Genomic DNA, 17,337 nt, shown 5'->3' with positions numbered 1-17,337 from the left:
ATTTGGCAATACACCTTTAATAATGGCATTAGATAAAGGATTCATACCAATTGCAAGGGCTTTACTTGAAGCTGGAGCAAACCCAGACATACAAAACGAAATTGGAAGTACTGCTTTATTGATAGCTGCTGGAAAAGGCCATACTGATATTGCAAACCTACTTCTTAAGGTACCTGTCAATCCTAATATACAAGACATACATACAGAAACACCCCTTATGAAAGCGTGTGCCCTAGGCCATACTAGCATTGTAAGAGCCTTACTTGAAGCTGGAGCAAAACCAGATATACAAAACAAAATTGGAACTACTGCTTTATTGATAGCTACTGAAAAAGGCCATACAGAGATTGCAGAGCTCCTGCTTAATGTATCTTTAGATCCTAATTTACAAGATAAACATGGAGAAACAGCTCTTATGAAAGCGTGTGCCCTGGGCCATACTAGCATTTTAAGAGCTTTACTTAAAGCTGGAGCAAACCCCAACATACAAAATGGAAGTGGAACCACTGCCTTATTGTTAGCCGTGTGCAAAGGTTATACCGAGATGGTAAACCTTCTTCTTAACGCTGGAGTAGATACCAACTTAAAAGATACAAGTAATGAGACAGCTCTTATGAAAGCTGTAGCTAACGGCCACATTGAAATTGTTAAGCTCTTACTTATTACAGAATGGGATTCTCAAACACAATTTGAAAGTCTTAAGACTGCCTTAAAAGCAGCTACATTTTATAAGCGCCCAGAAATTAAACAATTACTAATTGCCGCTATTGCCCAATGTCAAAAGAGCTATAAAAATAATGTTCAAAAATAAAGTAAATACAACATCTTGAGCTCTACAGTATTAAAAGCTGCTTTTTATAACAAAAAAAAGACTCATTATAATTAAAAATAGGATTTGGTTTGGCTATGAAAATATCTAGTGCCCTTTTATCTCTTGTCATTCAATTTAACCTAGCTGTCTTATGCATGGACGCACCAAATCAAACATCTATCAATCCAGTGGTGTACCTACCAGTACAAGGACATCATCATGTAACGTCTCTGAGATCTGTACTTACTCATGTGACTGGTTACCAACCAGTTATCGACAGCTCCGGCAATCACAAACTATTAGGGTTTCACCATTATCAGCCACAAAAAATGAGAAACGCTAATGGTTTAACGCTTGTTGAGGTATCTGATAAGTTATGGGTACTAACCAATGGCGATATAAAAGACTTTCATGTTGGTTATGTAATTTACAACGGTCACTATTATCACGAGCCTAAAACCTTCTTTCCAATAACTTGGCCGGCAGATAAATTAACAAACTATATAGTAGAAATGATAACCAACTATTTTAATTGGGATACTATTCTAGAGCCTTTTGATATCCAAGCAGGCAAAACACCGTACAGCTTCAGTACTTATAAGTTTAAGCTTAAAGGGCTTGCAGCACATGAGCCTAACTTAATTGTTGTTGTCAAACTTATCCCAGCCATTGCTAGTAGCATGCACATAGTAACTATCTATCCAGAGGTACTAGCTTGTGGTAAGCCTATCAGCCCTCTAACTCTTGAAAAAGTGGCCTTACAACAAAAGACTACTATACAAAAAAAACAAGATTCTGCAACACAACATCAGCAATCCTTGCATAACGCTAGTAATTCTAATGGCTCAGGCTCCCAAAGATCACCCTTAGAACAAGCAGCCCAAAGTGGCGATTGGCAATTAATAAGCACCTTGCTTAAAGAAGATGCTAATTTTTATGAAATTAGTAACAACAGAGAACAAGCTCTTTTTTGTGCAATAAGCTGCAATGATTTTTATTCTACCCTGAGTCTGCTTAATAAAAAGACAATTAATACTCCTAATAAAGAAGGGGTAACTCCTCTTATTTATGCTTTAACACGACAAGCTCCCTCTATTGAGATACTTGAGCTGTTGCTTAGCTATGGTTCTGCTGACGCTAATATGTCAGACAGGTATAAGTTAACACCACTCATGCATGCTTTACGACTAGCGTACCAATCAAACGATATGCTTCAATTAGCTATAGCAATTACGCAGTTACTGCTCGATTACAAAGCAGATCCAAACAAACAAGACAGCAATGGCAACAATGCTCTTTGTTATGCAATTGTGTATCTACAAGATAAAGCTGAACCTTTTATTAAGATTCTCCTTAAAGCTCATGCAGATCCTACAGCGGCCAATAACAAAGGTGATACTGCACTCTCTATTGTTCAGAAACGCAATTTCCCTAACATTACAGCTCTACTACAAAAACATATACATAAAAAAAATACCTGGCTTAATGAACGTAAAGCAACAGAACTTATGTATGCTTCTTATAGGGGCAACATACAAAAGGTTTCAAAACTACTTGCTGAGAAAGCACTCATACATGCTGCTGACACTGATGGACATACTGCACTTTATTTAGCATGTATACGTAATCATTTAGAAGTTATAGAACTGTTACTTGCTGCTGGAGCTGATACCTGTTGTGTCATAGATGGTCATACTCTTTATGAGCTTGTACAAACTCATAAAGAAATAAAACAAGAAATAAAAGATGTTTTACAAAAAGCTTACGCGCATCAGATAGCACCATTACTTGAACAACAGCAACAAAAACGTAAAGCTGCTCAAGAAAAAAAAGCTACTGTATTACAACAGTTTAAACAAGAGCTTTCAACAGATAGCTTAAGCCAAGAGACACTTACTGCACTACAGCCCTATGTTAATAGTATTATTAATACTCAAGGTGAAACACCCTTTACCCATGCTATTAAAGCTCAAAAGTATGCAGTTATTCAGCAGCTATTAAATCTGCAACTCTCTGAGACAAATATAGACAATGCCTTTACCAAAGCCTATACCATGCACGAAAGCGTGTTACTTGAACTGTTAATTAATAGTAAAAAACTAACAACACCCCAGCTCCATTCTTTATGGAATAAGGCTCAAGAACAGGCTAATTACCTCATTTTAGATCTTATAGCTACCATGCTACCCGATTTTAGATTAGGCAAAATACTAGATGCTTTAACAACAAGCAATAAAAACGTGTTAGAGCAATTGCTTTTCAGCAGACCGCAATTAAGTGACCAACATGCTAGCTTATGCCTCTTTAAAGCATTAGAACTAAACGAAAGTTCGCTGCTTGAATTTATAATTAAGCTTTACCCCCAAACATTAACAAGCACTAATCACTTGGGACAAACGCCCGTTATAGCTGCTGCTTTTGAAGATAGAACAGCACTTTTTGAAATACTCTATAATGCTCAACCTGATGGTGATTTAAAACTTGCCCTACTCAACCAGCTCCGTACATCTAAATTACCTAGAAGAATATTTGACAGAGTAGTTCAACTTATTTCTATTGAAGAAGCATTAGGTGATGCACATCAACTAGAACAAAAAAACAAAGCAGAAAGAGTTTCATTAGAAGCTCAAGGCTACACTTCTCTTATGCTCTCAGTTTATTTTAAGGACGTCGTAGACTCTACTGACAGTCAAAAAATTAATGCTCAAGTATCTAAAACTGGTATTACCCCACTTATGCTCTCTACGCGTCATCTAAAAAACACCGCACTTTTAAAACTATTAAGTATGCCAAATATAGATATCCATGCTCAAGATAGCACTGGCAAAACAGCATTAACACATGCTATAGAGCACGGCAATACTGATGCTATCTACCATCTTACAAAAGGTGGAGCATTTTTAATACCTACTCACGCTAGTCAAACAGCACTAAAAAACCCTCAAGCTCATACTCTTTTTAACGAAGCTTTTATTGTTGAACTAATGCCGATTTTAATACGCCATAATGATATTGAGGCCGTAAGATTTCTTCTTACTAATCGCTTTACATGCTTTGCTAAAGATAAAGAGGGTAAAACTGCTTTACATTATGCAATTGATTTTAATCAAACTGAAATAGTACTGTTACTTCTTGATGCTGGAATACCTCTGGATGGTAAAGATAAAAACAAGCTAACGGCTCTAGAGTATGCAAGTAAAATTAAAGCAACAACTATGCATAACCTTCTGCTTTGCTACCAAACTGATCCAATTACCGTAAATACTGAGCTTAATGATTGGTTAAAACATCCCACCAATAACTATTTTATAGAGCAGATGAGCAATAGACGAGTTTTAGCGTTTATAGCTGCCGCTATTGGTGGATATGATGATGTAATTACATTACTATTATCAACTGGATTTAATGATAGTATGACTACTCTTAAAACAGCATTCTTTGAAGCAATGCATTACAATAAAATATCAACATTAGCTTTGCTATTAGAACACGGAGTTGATATTAACTCTGCTAGTAATTCACAAAACATTACAGGCCTTATGATAGCAGCATACAAAGGTCATATAGACTGCATCAATTTTCTAATAAAACATGGAGCAAAAGTTGAATGTAGAAATACCGAAGGGCAAAATGCTTTAGATTTTGCGTTAGAAGGTTTACAACTGCCTGCAGCTCTCTTACTTTTAGAACATGGCATGGAGTTAAATTATAATCCCACACTCCATGACGCATGCTTACAAAAAGCAGCCTACGATGGAAACACAAAGCTTGTCGAACTTTTGCTTAAAAAAGGTGTTAATCCTCATGTGACAACAGGTGGCACATTTCCCTTGCTAGCTGCTAGTGAAAAAGGCCATACCGATATGGTAGAATTGCTTCTTAACGTACCTGGTGTAAATCCTAATGCACAAGATAAAGCTGGCCAGACAGCTCTTATATACGCTTGTAATTTGGGTCACAACAGCATTGTAAAGTTATTAATTGAAAAAAAAGCTAATCTTAACTTACAAGATAAATTGGGCTTTTCACCTTTAATAGTAGCAATAGAAAAAGGCTTCATACCAATTGTAGCAGTTTTAGTTGCAGCTGGAGCAAACCTAAACGTACAAAACGACATTGGAATTACTGCTTTATGGTTAGCTGCCTACAAAGGTTACACAGAGATTGTAGAGCTTCTTCTTAACCCATCTAGTGTAGACTCTAATACACCAGACCAGCATGGCGATAAAGCTCTTACAAAGGCTTGTGTCTTTGATCATAACAACACTGTAAAATTATTACTTGCAAGAAAAGCTAATCCTAATTTATCAGATAAATTTGGCAATACACCTTTAATGATAGCATCAGACAAAGGATTGATGCCAATTGCAAAAGTCTTACTTGAAGCTGGAGCAAACCCAAACATACAAACTAAAAGCGGAACTACTGCCTTATTGTTAGCCGCGCTCAAAGGCCATACCGAGATGGTAAGATTTCTTCTTAACGCTGGAGCAGATACCAACTTAAAAGATGAAAATAATGAGACTGCTCTTATAAAAGCTGTAGCTAACGGCCACATTGAAATTGTTAAGCTCTTACTTGCTACAAAATCGGATCTTCAAACACAATTTGAAAGCCTTAAAAATGCCTTAAAAGCAGCTAAGCACAAAGAAATTAAACAATTACTAATTGCCGCTATTGCCCAGTGGCAAAAGAGCAATAAATAATGTTCAAAAATAAAGTAAATACAACATCTTAAGCTCTACAGCATTAAAAGCTGCTTTTTATAATAAAAAAGACTCGTTAAATTGTTTTATTTTCTAAATAGTTTATAATTAGTTATTATAAATTTAATAATTAAAAATAGGATTTAGTTTTGCTATGAAAATATTTAGTGCCCTTTTATCTCTTGTCATTCAATTTAACCTATCCCTCTTATGCATGGATATATCAAATCAAAAATCTGTCAATCCAATGGTATATTTACCATTACAAGGCCACCATCATATAACACCCTTAGCACCTGCGCTTACCCATGTTACTGGCTATCAACCGATTATCGACACCTCCGGCAATCGTAAGCTACTGGGCTTTCATTATTATCAACCACAAGCAATTCAAACTGTGCAAGGCTTAACACTAGTTAAAGTATCTGATAAGTTATGGGTGCTAACTAATGGCGATATAAAAGACTTTCACGTTGGTTATGTTATTTACAACGGCCACTATTATCACGAGCCTAAAACATTCTTTCCAATAACTTGGCCGGCAGATAAATTAACAAATTATATAGTAGAAATGATAACCAACTATTTTAATTGGGATACTATTCTAGAGCCTTTTGATATGCAAGCAGGTAAAACAGCCTATAGTTTCAGTACCTATAAATTTAAACTTAAGGGACTTACAATACATGAGCCTGCTTTAACTGTTATTGTCAAACTTATACCAGCTATTACTAGCAGCATGCATATAGTAACTATCTATCCGGAAGTATATGCTTGTGGCAAGCCTATTAGCCCTCTAACTCTTGAAAAAATAGCGCTACAACAACAAGCTGCTACACAAAGAAAACAAGCTGGGTTAATTGTAACACAGCATCAACAAACTTTACAAAATACTAGTAATTCTAATGGCACAGGCCCTCAAAAATCACCTTTAGAACAGGCAGCTCAAGATGGTGACTGGCAATTAATCAGCACCTTGCTTGAAGAAGATGCTGATTTTTATGACACAAATAACGGTCGAGAGCAAGCTCTATTTTGTGCATTAAACCGTAATGATTTTTATTCTACACTGAGCCTACTTAATAGAAAAACTATTAATAACGTTAATAAAGAAGGAGTAACTCCCCTTATATATGCCTTAACACGAGAAGCTCCGTCTATCGAAATACTTGAGTTATTGCTTGGCTATGGGGCTGCTGACGCCAATATGTCAGATCGCTATAGATTAACACCACTCATGCACGCTTTGCGACTAGCCCGCCAATCAAATGATATGCTCTCTTTGAGCGTAGCAATCACTCAGTTATTGCTTGAGCATAAAGCAGATCCAAATAAACAAGACAGCAATGGCAATACAGCTCTTTGTTATGCAATTGATTACCTACAGGGTAAGGCCGAACCATTTATTAAGTTTTTACTTAAAGCCCACGCAGATCCTACAGCGACTAACCATAAAGGTGATACTGCACTTTCTTTGGCTCAGAAACGTAATCTCCATAAAATTACAGCTCTACTGCAAAAACATGTACATAAAAAAAGCACCTGGCTCAACGAACATAAAGCAACAGAGCTTATGTACGCTTGCTATAAGGGTGACATACAAAAGATTTCAAAATTACTTGCCAATCAAGTATTGGTAAATATTTCTGATGCTTTTGGACATACGGCACTTTACTTAGCATGTACAAATAATCATTTAGAAGTTACAGTACTTTTACTTGCTGCCGGAGCAGATACCTGTTGTGTCATAGATGGTCATACTCTTTATGATCTTGTACAAGTAAGTAAAGAAATAAAACAAGAAATAAAAGACGTTTTACAAAAGACATACGCACATCAAATGGCACCATTACTTGAGCAAGAACAACAAAAACGCAAAGCTGCTCAAGAAAGAAAAACTGCTGTATTACAACAGTTTAAACAAGAGCTTTCAACAGGCACACTAAACCAAGAAACACTTACTGCACTACAGCCCCATGTTAATAGTATTATTAATACTCAAGGTCAAACACCCTTTTTATATGCTATTAAAGCTCAAAAGTATGCAGTTATTCAGCAGCTAGTACATCTGCAACTCTCTGATAAAAATATCGATAACGCTCTTACGCATGCCTCTACCACAACCGACACGCTGTTGCTTGAATTATTAATTGATAGTAAAAAACTAACAACACCTCAGCTCCACTTTTTATGGAATAAGGCCCAAGAAGAGAATAACTATCTCGTTTTGGATATTGTCGCTACCCTGCTACCCCAGTTTAGATTAGGCAAAATACTAGATGCTCTAACAACAGGCAATAAAAACCTGGTAGAACAATTGCTTGTTAACAGACCACCATTAAGTGATCAACATGCTAGTTGCTACCTTTTTAAAGCACTAGAACTAAACGAAAGCTCCCTGCTTGAACTTATAATTAAGCTTTACCCTCAAACATTAACAAGCACAAATCACTTAGGGCAAACACCCATTATAGCTGCTGCTTTTGAAGATAAACCTGCACTATTTGAAATACTCTATAAGGCTGAGCCTAATGATAATCTAAAACTTGCCCTGCTTAAACAACTGCGTGCTTCTAAAGTACCTAAGAAAATATTTGAGCGAGTAATACAGCTTATTACCATTGAAGAAGGTCTCTGTGATGCACGTCAACTAGAACAAAAAAGCAAAGCAGAAAGAGTTGCATTAGAAGCTCAAGGGTACACTTCTCTTATGCTCTCAATTTACTTTGAGGATAATACAGACTCTACTGATATTCAAGAGATTAATACTCAAGCGTCTAACACAGGCATTACCCCGCTTATGCTCTCTACCCGTCATCCAAAAAACAACGCACTTTTAAAACTATTAAGTCTGCCAAAAATAGATATCCATGCTCAAGATAGCAATGGTAAAACAGCATTAACACACGCTATCGAACACGGCAATACTGAAGCTATTTATCAGATTATGGCATCTGGAGTATTTTTAACCCCTACTCAAGCTAGTAAAACAGCGTTAAAAACCCCTCAAGCTCACACTATTTTTGACAAATCATTTATCATTAAATTAATGCCGAATTTGATGCTCCACAATGATATTGAAGGAATAAAATTTCTTCTCAATAACGGTTTTAAATGCTTTGCTAAAGATAAAGAAGGCAAATCTGCTTTACATTACGCTGTTGATTTTAATAGAGTTGAAATAGCATTGTTACTTCTTGATGCTGGCATACCTCTTGATACTCAAGATAAAAACAAAACAACCGCTCGAGAGCATGTAAACAAAATCAATGCAACGACCATGGAACACATTTTGCATTGCTACGAACTTGCTTTAGCTAGCTCTAGAGATATTGCATTGCTCAAAAAGCTCGATAACCCCTATTTTATAGAGCAAAAAAACAATAGAAGCATTTTCGCCATTATAATTGCCGCAACCTTTGGATATAATGATGTAATTACATTGTTATTATCAACTGGCTTTAATGATACTAACGCTCTTATGACAGCTTTTATTGAAGCAATACGTGCCAACAAAATAGCTACCATAGCCCTATTACTAGAGCGTGGGGTTGATGTTAATTATGCTAGTGCACAAAGAATTACAGGCCTCATGATAGCAGCAGGTAAAGGTCATATAGATTGCGTCAAATTTCTCTTAGAGCATGGAGCACAAGTGAATTACAGAGAAGCCCAAGGACGCAATGCCTTAGACTTTGCTTTAGGAGGATTACAATTTTCTGTAGCTTCTTTGCTTTTAGAAAATGGTGCAGAATTAAACTACACTCCTATGCCCCATGACGCGTGCCTACAAAAAGCAGCCTACGAGGGAAACACAAAGCTTGTAGAACTTTTACTTAAAAAAGGTGCCTATCCTTATGTGACAACAGATGGTACATTTCCTTTAGTAGCTGCAAGTGAAAAAGGCCATACTGATATTGTAGAGTTGCTTCTTAACACACCTAAGATAGATCCTAATGCACAAGATCAACATGGCGACACAGCTCTTATAAAAGCTTGCGCCTTTGGCCATAACGGCATTGTAAAGTTATTAATTGAAAAAAAAGCTAATCCTAACTTACCAAATAATTTGGGCAATACACCTTTAATAATAGCCTTAGATAAAGGCTTCATACCAATTGCAAAATTCTTACTTGAAGCTGGAGCAAACCCAAACATACTAAATAAAGCAGGAATCACTGCTTTACTCTTAGCTGCGAGCAAAGATTACACAGAGATTGTAGAGCTTCTTCTTAACGCACCTGGTGTAGATCCTAATGCACAAAATCAACATGGCCAGACAGCTCTTACACAGGCTGTAGCCAAGGGTCACATTGAAATTGTTAAGCTCTTACTTACTACAAAATCGGATCCTCAAACACAGTATGAAAGCCTTAAGACTGCCTTAAAAGCAGCTAAAGTTTATAAGCGCCCAGAAATTAAACAATTAATAATTGCGGCTCTTGCCCAGTGTCAAAAGAGCAATAAAAATAATGTTCAAAAATAAAGTAAGCCCAACATCCTCAATGGTGGTGAAGCTGCTTTAATATTAGCTGCAAACCAGGATTATATAAGCGTTGCACAAATATTACTTGGTGCGAGTCTTAATACAAAAAGTGTAAAAGCTGGAGATGTATTATTGACAGCTACAGATGCAGGCAAGATATATATTGTAGAATTTTTACATAAGTGAGCGTAAAATTCCTAAACCTACAGTAACCGCTTGTTGCGCTCTGAGTATAGTTGGAGTCAGCTTACTAAAAATAAAATTAGAGCGTTTAAGATCTTCCTTCTCTGCTAGAGTCAAATCTCCTTCAGGACCACTCAGTATTATAAGCTCTTGGTAGTTGTTTTTTGATATTTTTGGAAGAACTTCTGATAAGGGATCTCCAGTTGCATCGAAAAACAGATGACAATTATTATCCTTATCAAGCTTAGTTAACCATAGTTCTAGTGAGAACACTGGCAACAGTACAGGTACTACAAATTGTTTTGCTTGTTCAGCAGCTGCTACAAGGATTTTTTGGGCACGTTGCAACTCTTTTTCATCACCCCAAGAACGGCCTGTTTTACGTGTTGTTAAGGGCTGGATAGCTGTTACACCAAGTTCACAGAGGCTATATAAAGCTTCTTCAAACGCTTCTCGCTTTAAGATAGGAAGTCCCCACGTTATTAACGGTGTCAGCACTTGGTTTTGTTGATAAGAAAGAACTTCGAGTATAAACAACTTTTTAGACTGTATTCCTAAAATAGTTGCTCTTAACGAGTAGTTTCTATCAAATAATATAAAACTATCTCCTTTTTCTAAGCGAAGCACAGTAATTAAGCGATGCACAAGCTCAGAATCAGTAATCTCATGAATATCTTTATGAGCTTGTTTTGTAATAAGTGTAGATACTAAAGGTGTATAAAAAGCAAATTCATGAACGTCACTTAACAGGCTCATTTTTGATATCCCAGTTTCTTAAGAGCAAGTAGTTTTTTGCAGCATTGTGCAGTAACCCATCTTTTAAAGGTACAACATTTATTAAACGCAGTAATACTATAATCAAGAGCTAGTATTCCGTATTCACGCACAAAAATAGTTAAACGTGAAGGTGGTGTAAAGTCAGGCATAGGGAGCCCATCGTCTTTTGAAGGATTAAAAATATCATCTAACTCAGCATCCAGGCTCGTACTATCGTGGTCTTTAACTACTTCTATGCTTTGTTCTGTTAGTAACTTAGTATCTAAGGAATTACATTCTTCTGTTTTTATTTCTCCAACACTAAAACATAAAAAAAGTACAAAAAGAGAGCTGCGTATCATAGAAAATTTCCTTAAACAGTAATTTTTATTAAGTAGTACCAGTCTACCATTTTTTAGTATAGGTACAAAAAGTTTTCATTTCAATAAAGTCTTGTATATGCTTAAATACCTACTATTACACCAGTTCATCAATCGAAAAACATAAAAAGCATGAAACAAGGACCTACTCTTTTAGTTATACTTGACGGTTTTGGCTATAACCAAGATAGTACAAACAATGCTATTTTCCATGCTAAAACACATACAATAATGGATTGGTTTAACCAGTACCCTTCAAGCCTGCTACAGGCCTCAGGGCCTGCTGTTGGGCTACTGCCGGGCATGATAGGCAACTCAGAAGTTGGTCACATGACTATTGGGAGCGGTCGCATACTAGAACAACCAGCAACTCTTATAACTCATGCTTTAGAAAAAAATATATATGCTCATGAAGAAATTTTCAAAAAGCAGTTTAAATACATCAAAGAAAGCAACAAAACACTCCATTTTATTGGATTGCTTTCTGATGCTGGGGTGCATAGCCTAGAATCGCATTTACTTGATTTACTTAAACTAGCAGTCTCTCAAGGTATTACTAATATTGTGGTACACCCCTTTTTAGATGGCCGCGATGTACCACCGCAATCAGCTGCTTTATATTTAACTCGGCTAGAAACTTTACTTTCTACACTTGGCGTAGGAGTGATTGGTACAATTCACGGTAGATTTTATGCAATGGATCGCGACAATAATTGGGATCGAACTAAAAAAAGTTATACTATGCTCACAGAATTACACCCATCGGAGTATTCAAGTTGGCAACAAATACTTGAGCATTACTATAAACAAGCTATTTATGACGAATTTATTCCGCCCCTTTCCCTGAGTCGAGATACACACATTAAAACTGGTGATGCAGTTATATTTTTTAATTTTAGAGAAGACAGAGCACGACAACTTACTCATGCTTTAGTAGACGAAAGTTTTACCAAGTTTGATCGTACTCTTGTGCCTATTGAATGGTTTGTGGCAGGTATACAGTATTATCCAGAATTACATTGTAGTGTGTTATGTTCTAGACCTCAGATTAACGATAGCTTTGCTGATGTACTTGAGCAAGCACACAAAAGTATTTTTTCGATTGCTGAAACTGAAAAATATGCTCATATCACTTATTTTCTTAACGGTGGTCGTGAAATACTACGTGCGAAGGAGACACGTGTATTAATACCTTCATTAGGCTGTATAACCTATAAAGATTGTCCAGAAATGTCTGGCAAACAAATTACCCAACAAGTTATACAATCACTAGAAACCAACCCTGCTGACGTGTATATAATCAATTATGCCCATGCAGATATGGTAGGCCACTCAGGAGACTTTGCAGCAACAACTAAAGCAGTTGAGTACCTTAATGGCTATCTTCAAAAGCTTTATACGAGCGCTGTAGAAAAACTTAACGGAACTGTGTATATAACCGCTGATCATGGTAAAGCTGAAGACATGTTTTATAGTACCGCTCAACAACCAAGAACAGCCCATACAACTAATCTGGTACCGTTTATTATGATTCGACAAGATTTAAAAAACAAACATTATACATTGCCATTAACTCAGCTTGCCAACATAGCACCATTTATTTTAGAACAGCTTCAATTACCTGTACCAAAAAGTATGTTAAAGCCATAAAAAGGGGACTTTTTAAGTCCCCTTTGAGCAATCTCTAAAAAATTAATCGTGTAACTAAGCTATTCTTTCAATAAGAACAGAAGCATTTACGGCAGATGCTGTTCCTCCAATAGGGGGAGCTGCTGCGAGAGTAACTGCTGCTGCGGAGGTATGGTTTCGTATGGTAAAAACATCTCCTGCGGCTGCTGCTACTATTACCTGTCCATTATTCTGCTGAGTACCAGCTCCTGAACCATAAATAGATCCCGCCACTAGATTTCCATTTTGAAATAGAGCAAATTGACTTGGCTCAGTTCCCGATACAGAAAAATGAAATAGATAAATACCAGCAGAAACAGTTTGTATTTGAGATGTTCCAGGAGAATGGGTTATTTCCGACGTGATCAGCCCATTGAAATCAAATGCAATATCTGCTTCAAGGGCTATTACTTGAGGGCTTGTATTATAAACGTACGCATAGCCAAGTATGCCACCTATACCAGGTATACCGGTAGCTCCTGTTGCACCAATTGCACCGCGTGCTCCTGCAGCTCCAATGGCGCCAATTGCTCCTGCTACTCCTGCTGGACCTGCTGGACCATCTGAACCAGCTGCACCAATAGCACCTAAAGCACCAGCAATACCTTGAGCCCCTACTGGCCCGGCTGCTCCAATAGCTCCCAGTACACCAGCAATACCCTGAGCTCCTTGAGGACCAGCTGCTCCAATTATTCCCAATACCGTTGCAACGTTTCTTAGCTCTTCAGGGCTAAGATTATGTATTAGATTCATTAAATCAATTACAACAGTACTATCAACACCCTGTACAGTAAGCTGATTTTTAACTGCTAAATCACCTACCTGGAGATGACGGATGCGACCTCTGCCGTGTACATCCATGTTAGCCTGTACGTTCAAATTATGGCAACAACATACACCAGGGCGAGTCCTACGTTGTTTACATTTTTTTCTACATTTTTTTCTACATCTTATTGTAGTTGCTGTATTATTTTTAAAACAATCAGATAACCGTTCTTGTGCAATTACTTTTTGTAAAGAAAATAAAATAACAAACAGTAAAAACAATTTTGATATTTTTTGGTTCATATATTTCTCCAATAGGGGGTTTTGACTACTAAAGAAAGTAAACATAACAAAAAAATCTTGTCAACAATTAAAATAAATAATTCTTTTTAACCAACCAAATACTAGTTTTTTATTGCTCACTTTATTGCTCAGTCTTTAAGCATGACAAGATTCAAAGACCACTATTGTATGGCAAAAAAATTAAAAATAAAAAAGAGCTGGTAAAAATATATTTTTACCAGCTCTTTAAATTTTACTTAGTTGCCCTATCTACCTAAGTTCAAGCTTTTTAAACTTCTAAATTGCTGTAGCCTTAAGAGCATCAGTTAACTATACCGAGATCATGCATTAACAACCGCTGCATTACCTACGGTTAAATCTTTTTCAAATTTAACAAAACCTTCATGTTCCCATATTTTTTTAAAGCCCATACCGGTATATAATTTTTGCCCACGGACATTATTGGTACGTGTTATTAGTCTAATAACTAAGCAGCCACGTTTTTTAAGATCATCAAGAGCATAGGCAAGCAGCTTTCGAGCATATCCTTTGGAACGCTCTTTTTCGTTTACTGCTAAAAACAGAACAAATCCTTCATACAACTCTTTAGTAAAATAACTTACAAATCCTACGGGAGCCCCTTCACGACGATACACCTTCAACGTTAAATCACCTTTACGGGCTAATTTTGATGAAGCTTTATTGTCAAGCATATATTCTACACTAAAATCAGTTGATCGTTCACTTACCAACCAATACCAGTTATTTTTAAATAAATCTAAAATAAATGCACGGTCTTTTTGCGGTGTATAGGTATAGATAGACCCATTGTAATAGCTATAGGCTTGAATACCAGCACCAACTGCTAGTATCAGCGATAGGGCAATAATAATCTTTTTTGTTATATTCATCTAAATACTTTCTTTTTATATAAAATATAATTGTATTATAATTTTACCTTATTTTTAACTGTTTGGCAAGAAATTTTTGTTTTAATCTAGACAGTATGCCAAAATAATTTAAATTACCCTAATTTATTGTTGACTATTATAATTAAAATATGAAATACTAAGTAATTATATCAACATTCTTAAAACCAATAAAACCTAAAAGGAGTCTTTATGAAAAAGACACTCTTATTTTTAACAATAACAACGTTGAGCGCTGCGCTTTCAGCAGGACACAAATGGGAAATCTCATCTGATGACATGAGTGATACCATAGAGAAGCTCCGAACTGCAACTATAACAGAACCAGCACCATTGATGAAAAAATGGCATGATTTGGCTGCAAAGAAACTTATACTTGGCTCCCAAGAATCATTAGATCTCGCTCAACAGATAAAAGATCCTGCAGTGAGAGCTCGGTACCAAAAAATAGCTCAAACAAAACAAGAGCTGGCTCAACAGCTTAAAACATTACCACTACCAACCCAACCAATCACAAAATCATTAAAGCGTCTACCTGAATGGAAAAAACTAGCAGCTGAAAAGATGATGCTTGAAAGCGAACAATTAATGGTTGTAGCAAAACAAACTGATACGCCAGTATTAGTAAAAGTAGCTAAAAAGAAAGCTAAAAAAGCACATAAGATTATGCGTGCTTTAGAGTACTTAAACACAGCCTCTCAAAAATCAGCTATGAACATGGATACTGATAAAAATATCAAACAAGAGTATGGTATGAATAAAATCTCTCGCCAACGCGTTAGACCAGATGATTTTGAAAATGTAAAATTTATGAAAGCAGAGTTTTACCAAGATCAAGACGAAGATGAAGATGAAGATCGAGATTAAGTAATATATTTATTTAAAAAGAGCAGGTTTAGTTAGCCTGCTCTTTTTTATTTTTTTTGATAACCAAAAAGCCATCGCATAAATCGTAAAAATTTGTTTGATTGCAAGTCGTCTATGTAAGCTTTTTTTGCAGCTTTCCAAATAACTTCTGAATAGGTAGGATAAGCATGAATAATAGAGTAAAAACGCGTAAACTTAATTGAATACAATTTACCTAATTGTACCTCATGAATTAATTCACCTGCACGAGTACCCAGTATATGTACACCCAAAATATACCCCTTTTTATCGCAGATAAATTTAGCCATACCCACCAGATGAACATCAGTTTTTGCACGATCTATATCTTTATAATCGTATCTATAAATCTTAATTGAGTCTCCATATTGAGCACGTGCCTCTTGTTCACTTAAACCAGCTGATGCTAACTCGGGCTCGGTAAACGTAACCCATATACGCTGATTATAATCTGCTTTCTTTTTAAAAAAAGGAAGCAACGCATTACGTGCAGCTATAACTGCTTGATATTCAGCCATATGACTAAATTGATAAGGACCTACAATATCACCACAAGCATATATATGACGTATATTAGTTTGCATAGTAGCTGAAACAGGTATATTTTTAGGCGTCGTTTTTACACCCGTATTTTCAAGACCAAAACCAGAAAGCACCGGCTTACGCCCTACTGCTATAAGTAAAGAATCTGCTACAACGTTGCTAAAACCAGGTGCCTGATTTTTACAAATAACCGTAATGCCCGCAGCATCTTTAGTAACTTTTAACGCTGTATGAGCAGTAAGGACTATTACTCCTTCAGCTTCAAGCTTTTTAGTAAGCAGTTCTGTAAGCTCAGGATCTTCTTTAGATAATATGCGCGGCGCCATTTCAATAACAGTGATTTTAACGCCTAATCGATTGAGAGCGCTTGCCATTTCAATACCTATAGGACCAGCACCTAAAATTATGAGCGATGGAGGCAACTCTTTTAGATTAAAAAGACTGCTATTAGTCAAATAAGGCACTTGATCAAGACCTTCAATAGAAGGAATAAAGGGCTCAGTTCCTGTAGCTATAATAACTTTTTTTGCATACAGCTTGGTTGTTCCTACCAGAATCTCATGAGCATTTATAAAAAAGGCAGCACCCTTAAAAACAGTAATGCCTGCTTTTTCAAGCTCTTGTGGCGTATGAGTAGCATATACTTGCTTTATAGTTTTTTGTACATGGGTCATAATAGAAGAGGTATCAAGATGCATGGTATGAGCACACCCAAGACCATAGTGCTCAAGATGCTTAACACTATGAGCTATTTGGGCAATACGAATAAGTGTTTTACTGGGTATACACCCTGTCCAGGTACACGTACCTCCCAGATTTTCTTTTTCAATAAGCGCTACTTTTTTACCTATGCCGGCTGCAAATTTAGCAGCCACGAGGCCAGCAGAGCCGCCACCAATTATTACTAAATCGTACTTATGTGATTTCATAGTTTCTCCAAGTA

10 protein-coding genes are annotated in these 17,337 nt (G+C 36.4%); 5 read left to right on the top strand and 5 right to left on the bottom strand.

What is annotated here, in order from left to right:
• From H0X48_01990 to H0X48_01980, 3 genes are all read left to right on the top strand, one after another.
• Positions 1-811, top strand: an 811-nt coding sequence (locus tag H0X48_01990; GenBank protein ID MBA3954067.1) for an ankyrin repeat domain-containing protein, incomplete at its 5' end; no start/stop codon positions are given.
• Between the two features lie 95 nt (positions 812-906).
• On the top strand, positions 907-5,517 hold the full coding sequence (locus tag H0X48_01985) for an ankyrin repeat domain-containing protein (protein MBA3954066.1): 4,611 nt from the start codon (positions 907-909) through the stop codon (positions 5,515-5,517).
• Positions 5,518-5,671: 154 nt separating this feature from the next.
• Positions 5,672-10,003 carry an ankyrin repeat domain-containing protein gene (locus tag H0X48_01980; protein ID MBA3954065.1) on the top strand — a complete coding sequence of 1,444 codons (4,332 nt, stop codon included), beginning with the start codon at positions 5,672-5,674 and terminating at the stop codon, positions 10,001-10,003.
• 174 nt (positions 10,004-10,177) lie between these two features.
• Here the strand turns inward: H0X48_01980 and H0X48_01975 are convergent, their stop codons facing one another.
• Positions 10,178-10,942 (bottom strand): 16S rRNA (uracil(1498)-N(3))-methyltransferase, encoded by a 765-nt coding sequence (locus tag H0X48_01975; GenBank protein ID MBA3954064.1) that lies wholly within the window; start codon positions 10,940-10,942, stop codon positions 10,178-10,180.
• Complete coding sequence (locus H0X48_01970) at positions 10,939-11,304, bottom strand: hypothetical protein (GenBank protein MBA3954063.1); 366 nt, start codon at positions 11,302-11,304, stop codon at positions 10,939-10,941. The genes H0X48_01975 and H0X48_01970 overlap by 4 nt, the downstream gene beginning before the upstream one ends.
• Before the next feature lie 150 nt (positions 11,305-11,454).
• Here H0X48_01970 and H0X48_01965 point away from each other — a divergent pair, with 150 nt between their 5' ends.
• Positions 11,455-12,972, top strand: a complete 1,518-nt coding sequence (locus H0X48_01965; GenBank protein ID MBA3954062.1) for a 2,3-bisphosphoglycerate-independent phosphoglycerate mutase — start codon at positions 11,455-11,457, stop codon at positions 12,970-12,972.
• A gap of 54 nt (positions 12,973-13,026) precedes the next feature.
• Here the strand turns inward: H0X48_01965 and H0X48_01960 are convergent, their stop codons facing one another.
• Both H0X48_01960 and H0X48_01955 read right to left on the bottom strand, forming a co-directional pair.
• The gene (locus tag H0X48_01960) at positions 13,027-14,103 is read right to left on the bottom strand and encodes a collagen-like protein (GenBank protein ID MBA3954061.1); all 1,077 of its coding nucleotides are present in this window, start codon (positions 14,101-14,103) and stop codon (positions 13,027-13,029) included.
• A 275-nt stretch (positions 14,104-14,378) separates the two neighbouring features.
• Positions 14,379-14,948, bottom strand: a complete 570-nt coding sequence (locus H0X48_01955; GenBank protein MBA3954060.1) for a GNAT family N-acetyltransferase — start codon at positions 14,946-14,948, stop codon at positions 14,379-14,381.
• A gap of 210 nt (positions 14,949-15,158) precedes the next feature.
• Here H0X48_01955 and H0X48_01950 point away from each other — a divergent pair, with 210 nt between their 5' ends.
• Entirely contained in the window at positions 15,159-15,833 is a 675-nt protein-coding gene (locus H0X48_01950) for a hypothetical protein (protein ID MBA3954059.1), read from the top strand.
• 47 nt (positions 15,834-15,880) lie between these two features.
• Here the strand turns inward: H0X48_01950 and H0X48_01945 are convergent, their stop codons facing one another.
• Positions 15,881-17,323 (bottom strand): NAD(P)/FAD-dependent oxidoreductase, encoded by a 1,443-nt coding sequence (locus H0X48_01945; GenBank protein ID MBA3954058.1) that lies wholly within the window; start codon positions 17,321-17,323, stop codon positions 15,881-15,883.
• Between the last annotated feature and the right edge of the window lie 14 nt (positions 17,324-17,337).

Source organism: Candidatus Dependentiae bacterium, assembly GCA_013821315.1.
Classification (GTDB): Bacteria; Babelota; Babeliae; order Babelales; family Babelaceae; genus JACDHA01.
This window is presented reverse-complemented; position numbering and strand designations above follow the sequence as displayed.

Excerpts from the sequence above, each read along its gene's own strand:
- H0X48_01980 (MBA3954065.1), top strand. The coding sequence starts at position 5,672 with ATGAAAATATTTAGTGCCCTTTTATCTCTTGTCATTCAATTTAACCTA.
- H0X48_01950 (MBA3954059.1), top strand. The coding sequence starts at position 15,159 with ATGAAAAAGACACTCTTATTTTTAACAATAACAACGTTGAGCGCTGCG.
- H0X48_01975 (MBA3954064.1), bottom strand. The coding sequence starts at position 10,942 with ATGAGCCTGTTAAGTGACGTTCATGAATTTGCTTTTTATACACCTTTA.
- H0X48_01945 (MBA3954058.1), bottom strand. The coding sequence starts at position 17,323 with ATGAAATCACATAAGTACGATTTAGTAATAATTGGTGGCGGCTCTGCT.
- H0X48_01970 (MBA3954063.1), bottom strand. The coding sequence starts at position 11,304 with ATGATACGCAGCTCTCTTTTTGTACTTTTTTTATGTTTTAGTGTTGGA.
- H0X48_01955 (MBA3954060.1), bottom strand. The coding sequence starts at position 14,948 with ATGAATATAACAAAAAAGATTATTATTGCCCTATCGCTGATACTAGCA.
- H0X48_01960 (MBA3954061.1), bottom strand. The coding sequence starts at position 14,103 with ATGTTTACTTTCTTTAGTAGTCAAAACCCCCTATTGGAGAAATATATG.
- H0X48_01965 (MBA3954062.1), top strand. The coding sequence starts at position 11,455 with ATGAAACAAGGACCTACTCTTTTAGTTATACTTGACGGTTTTGGCTAT.
- H0X48_01985 (MBA3954066.1), top strand. The coding sequence starts at position 907 with ATGAAAATATCTAGTGCCCTTTTATCTCTTGTCATTCAATTTAACCTA.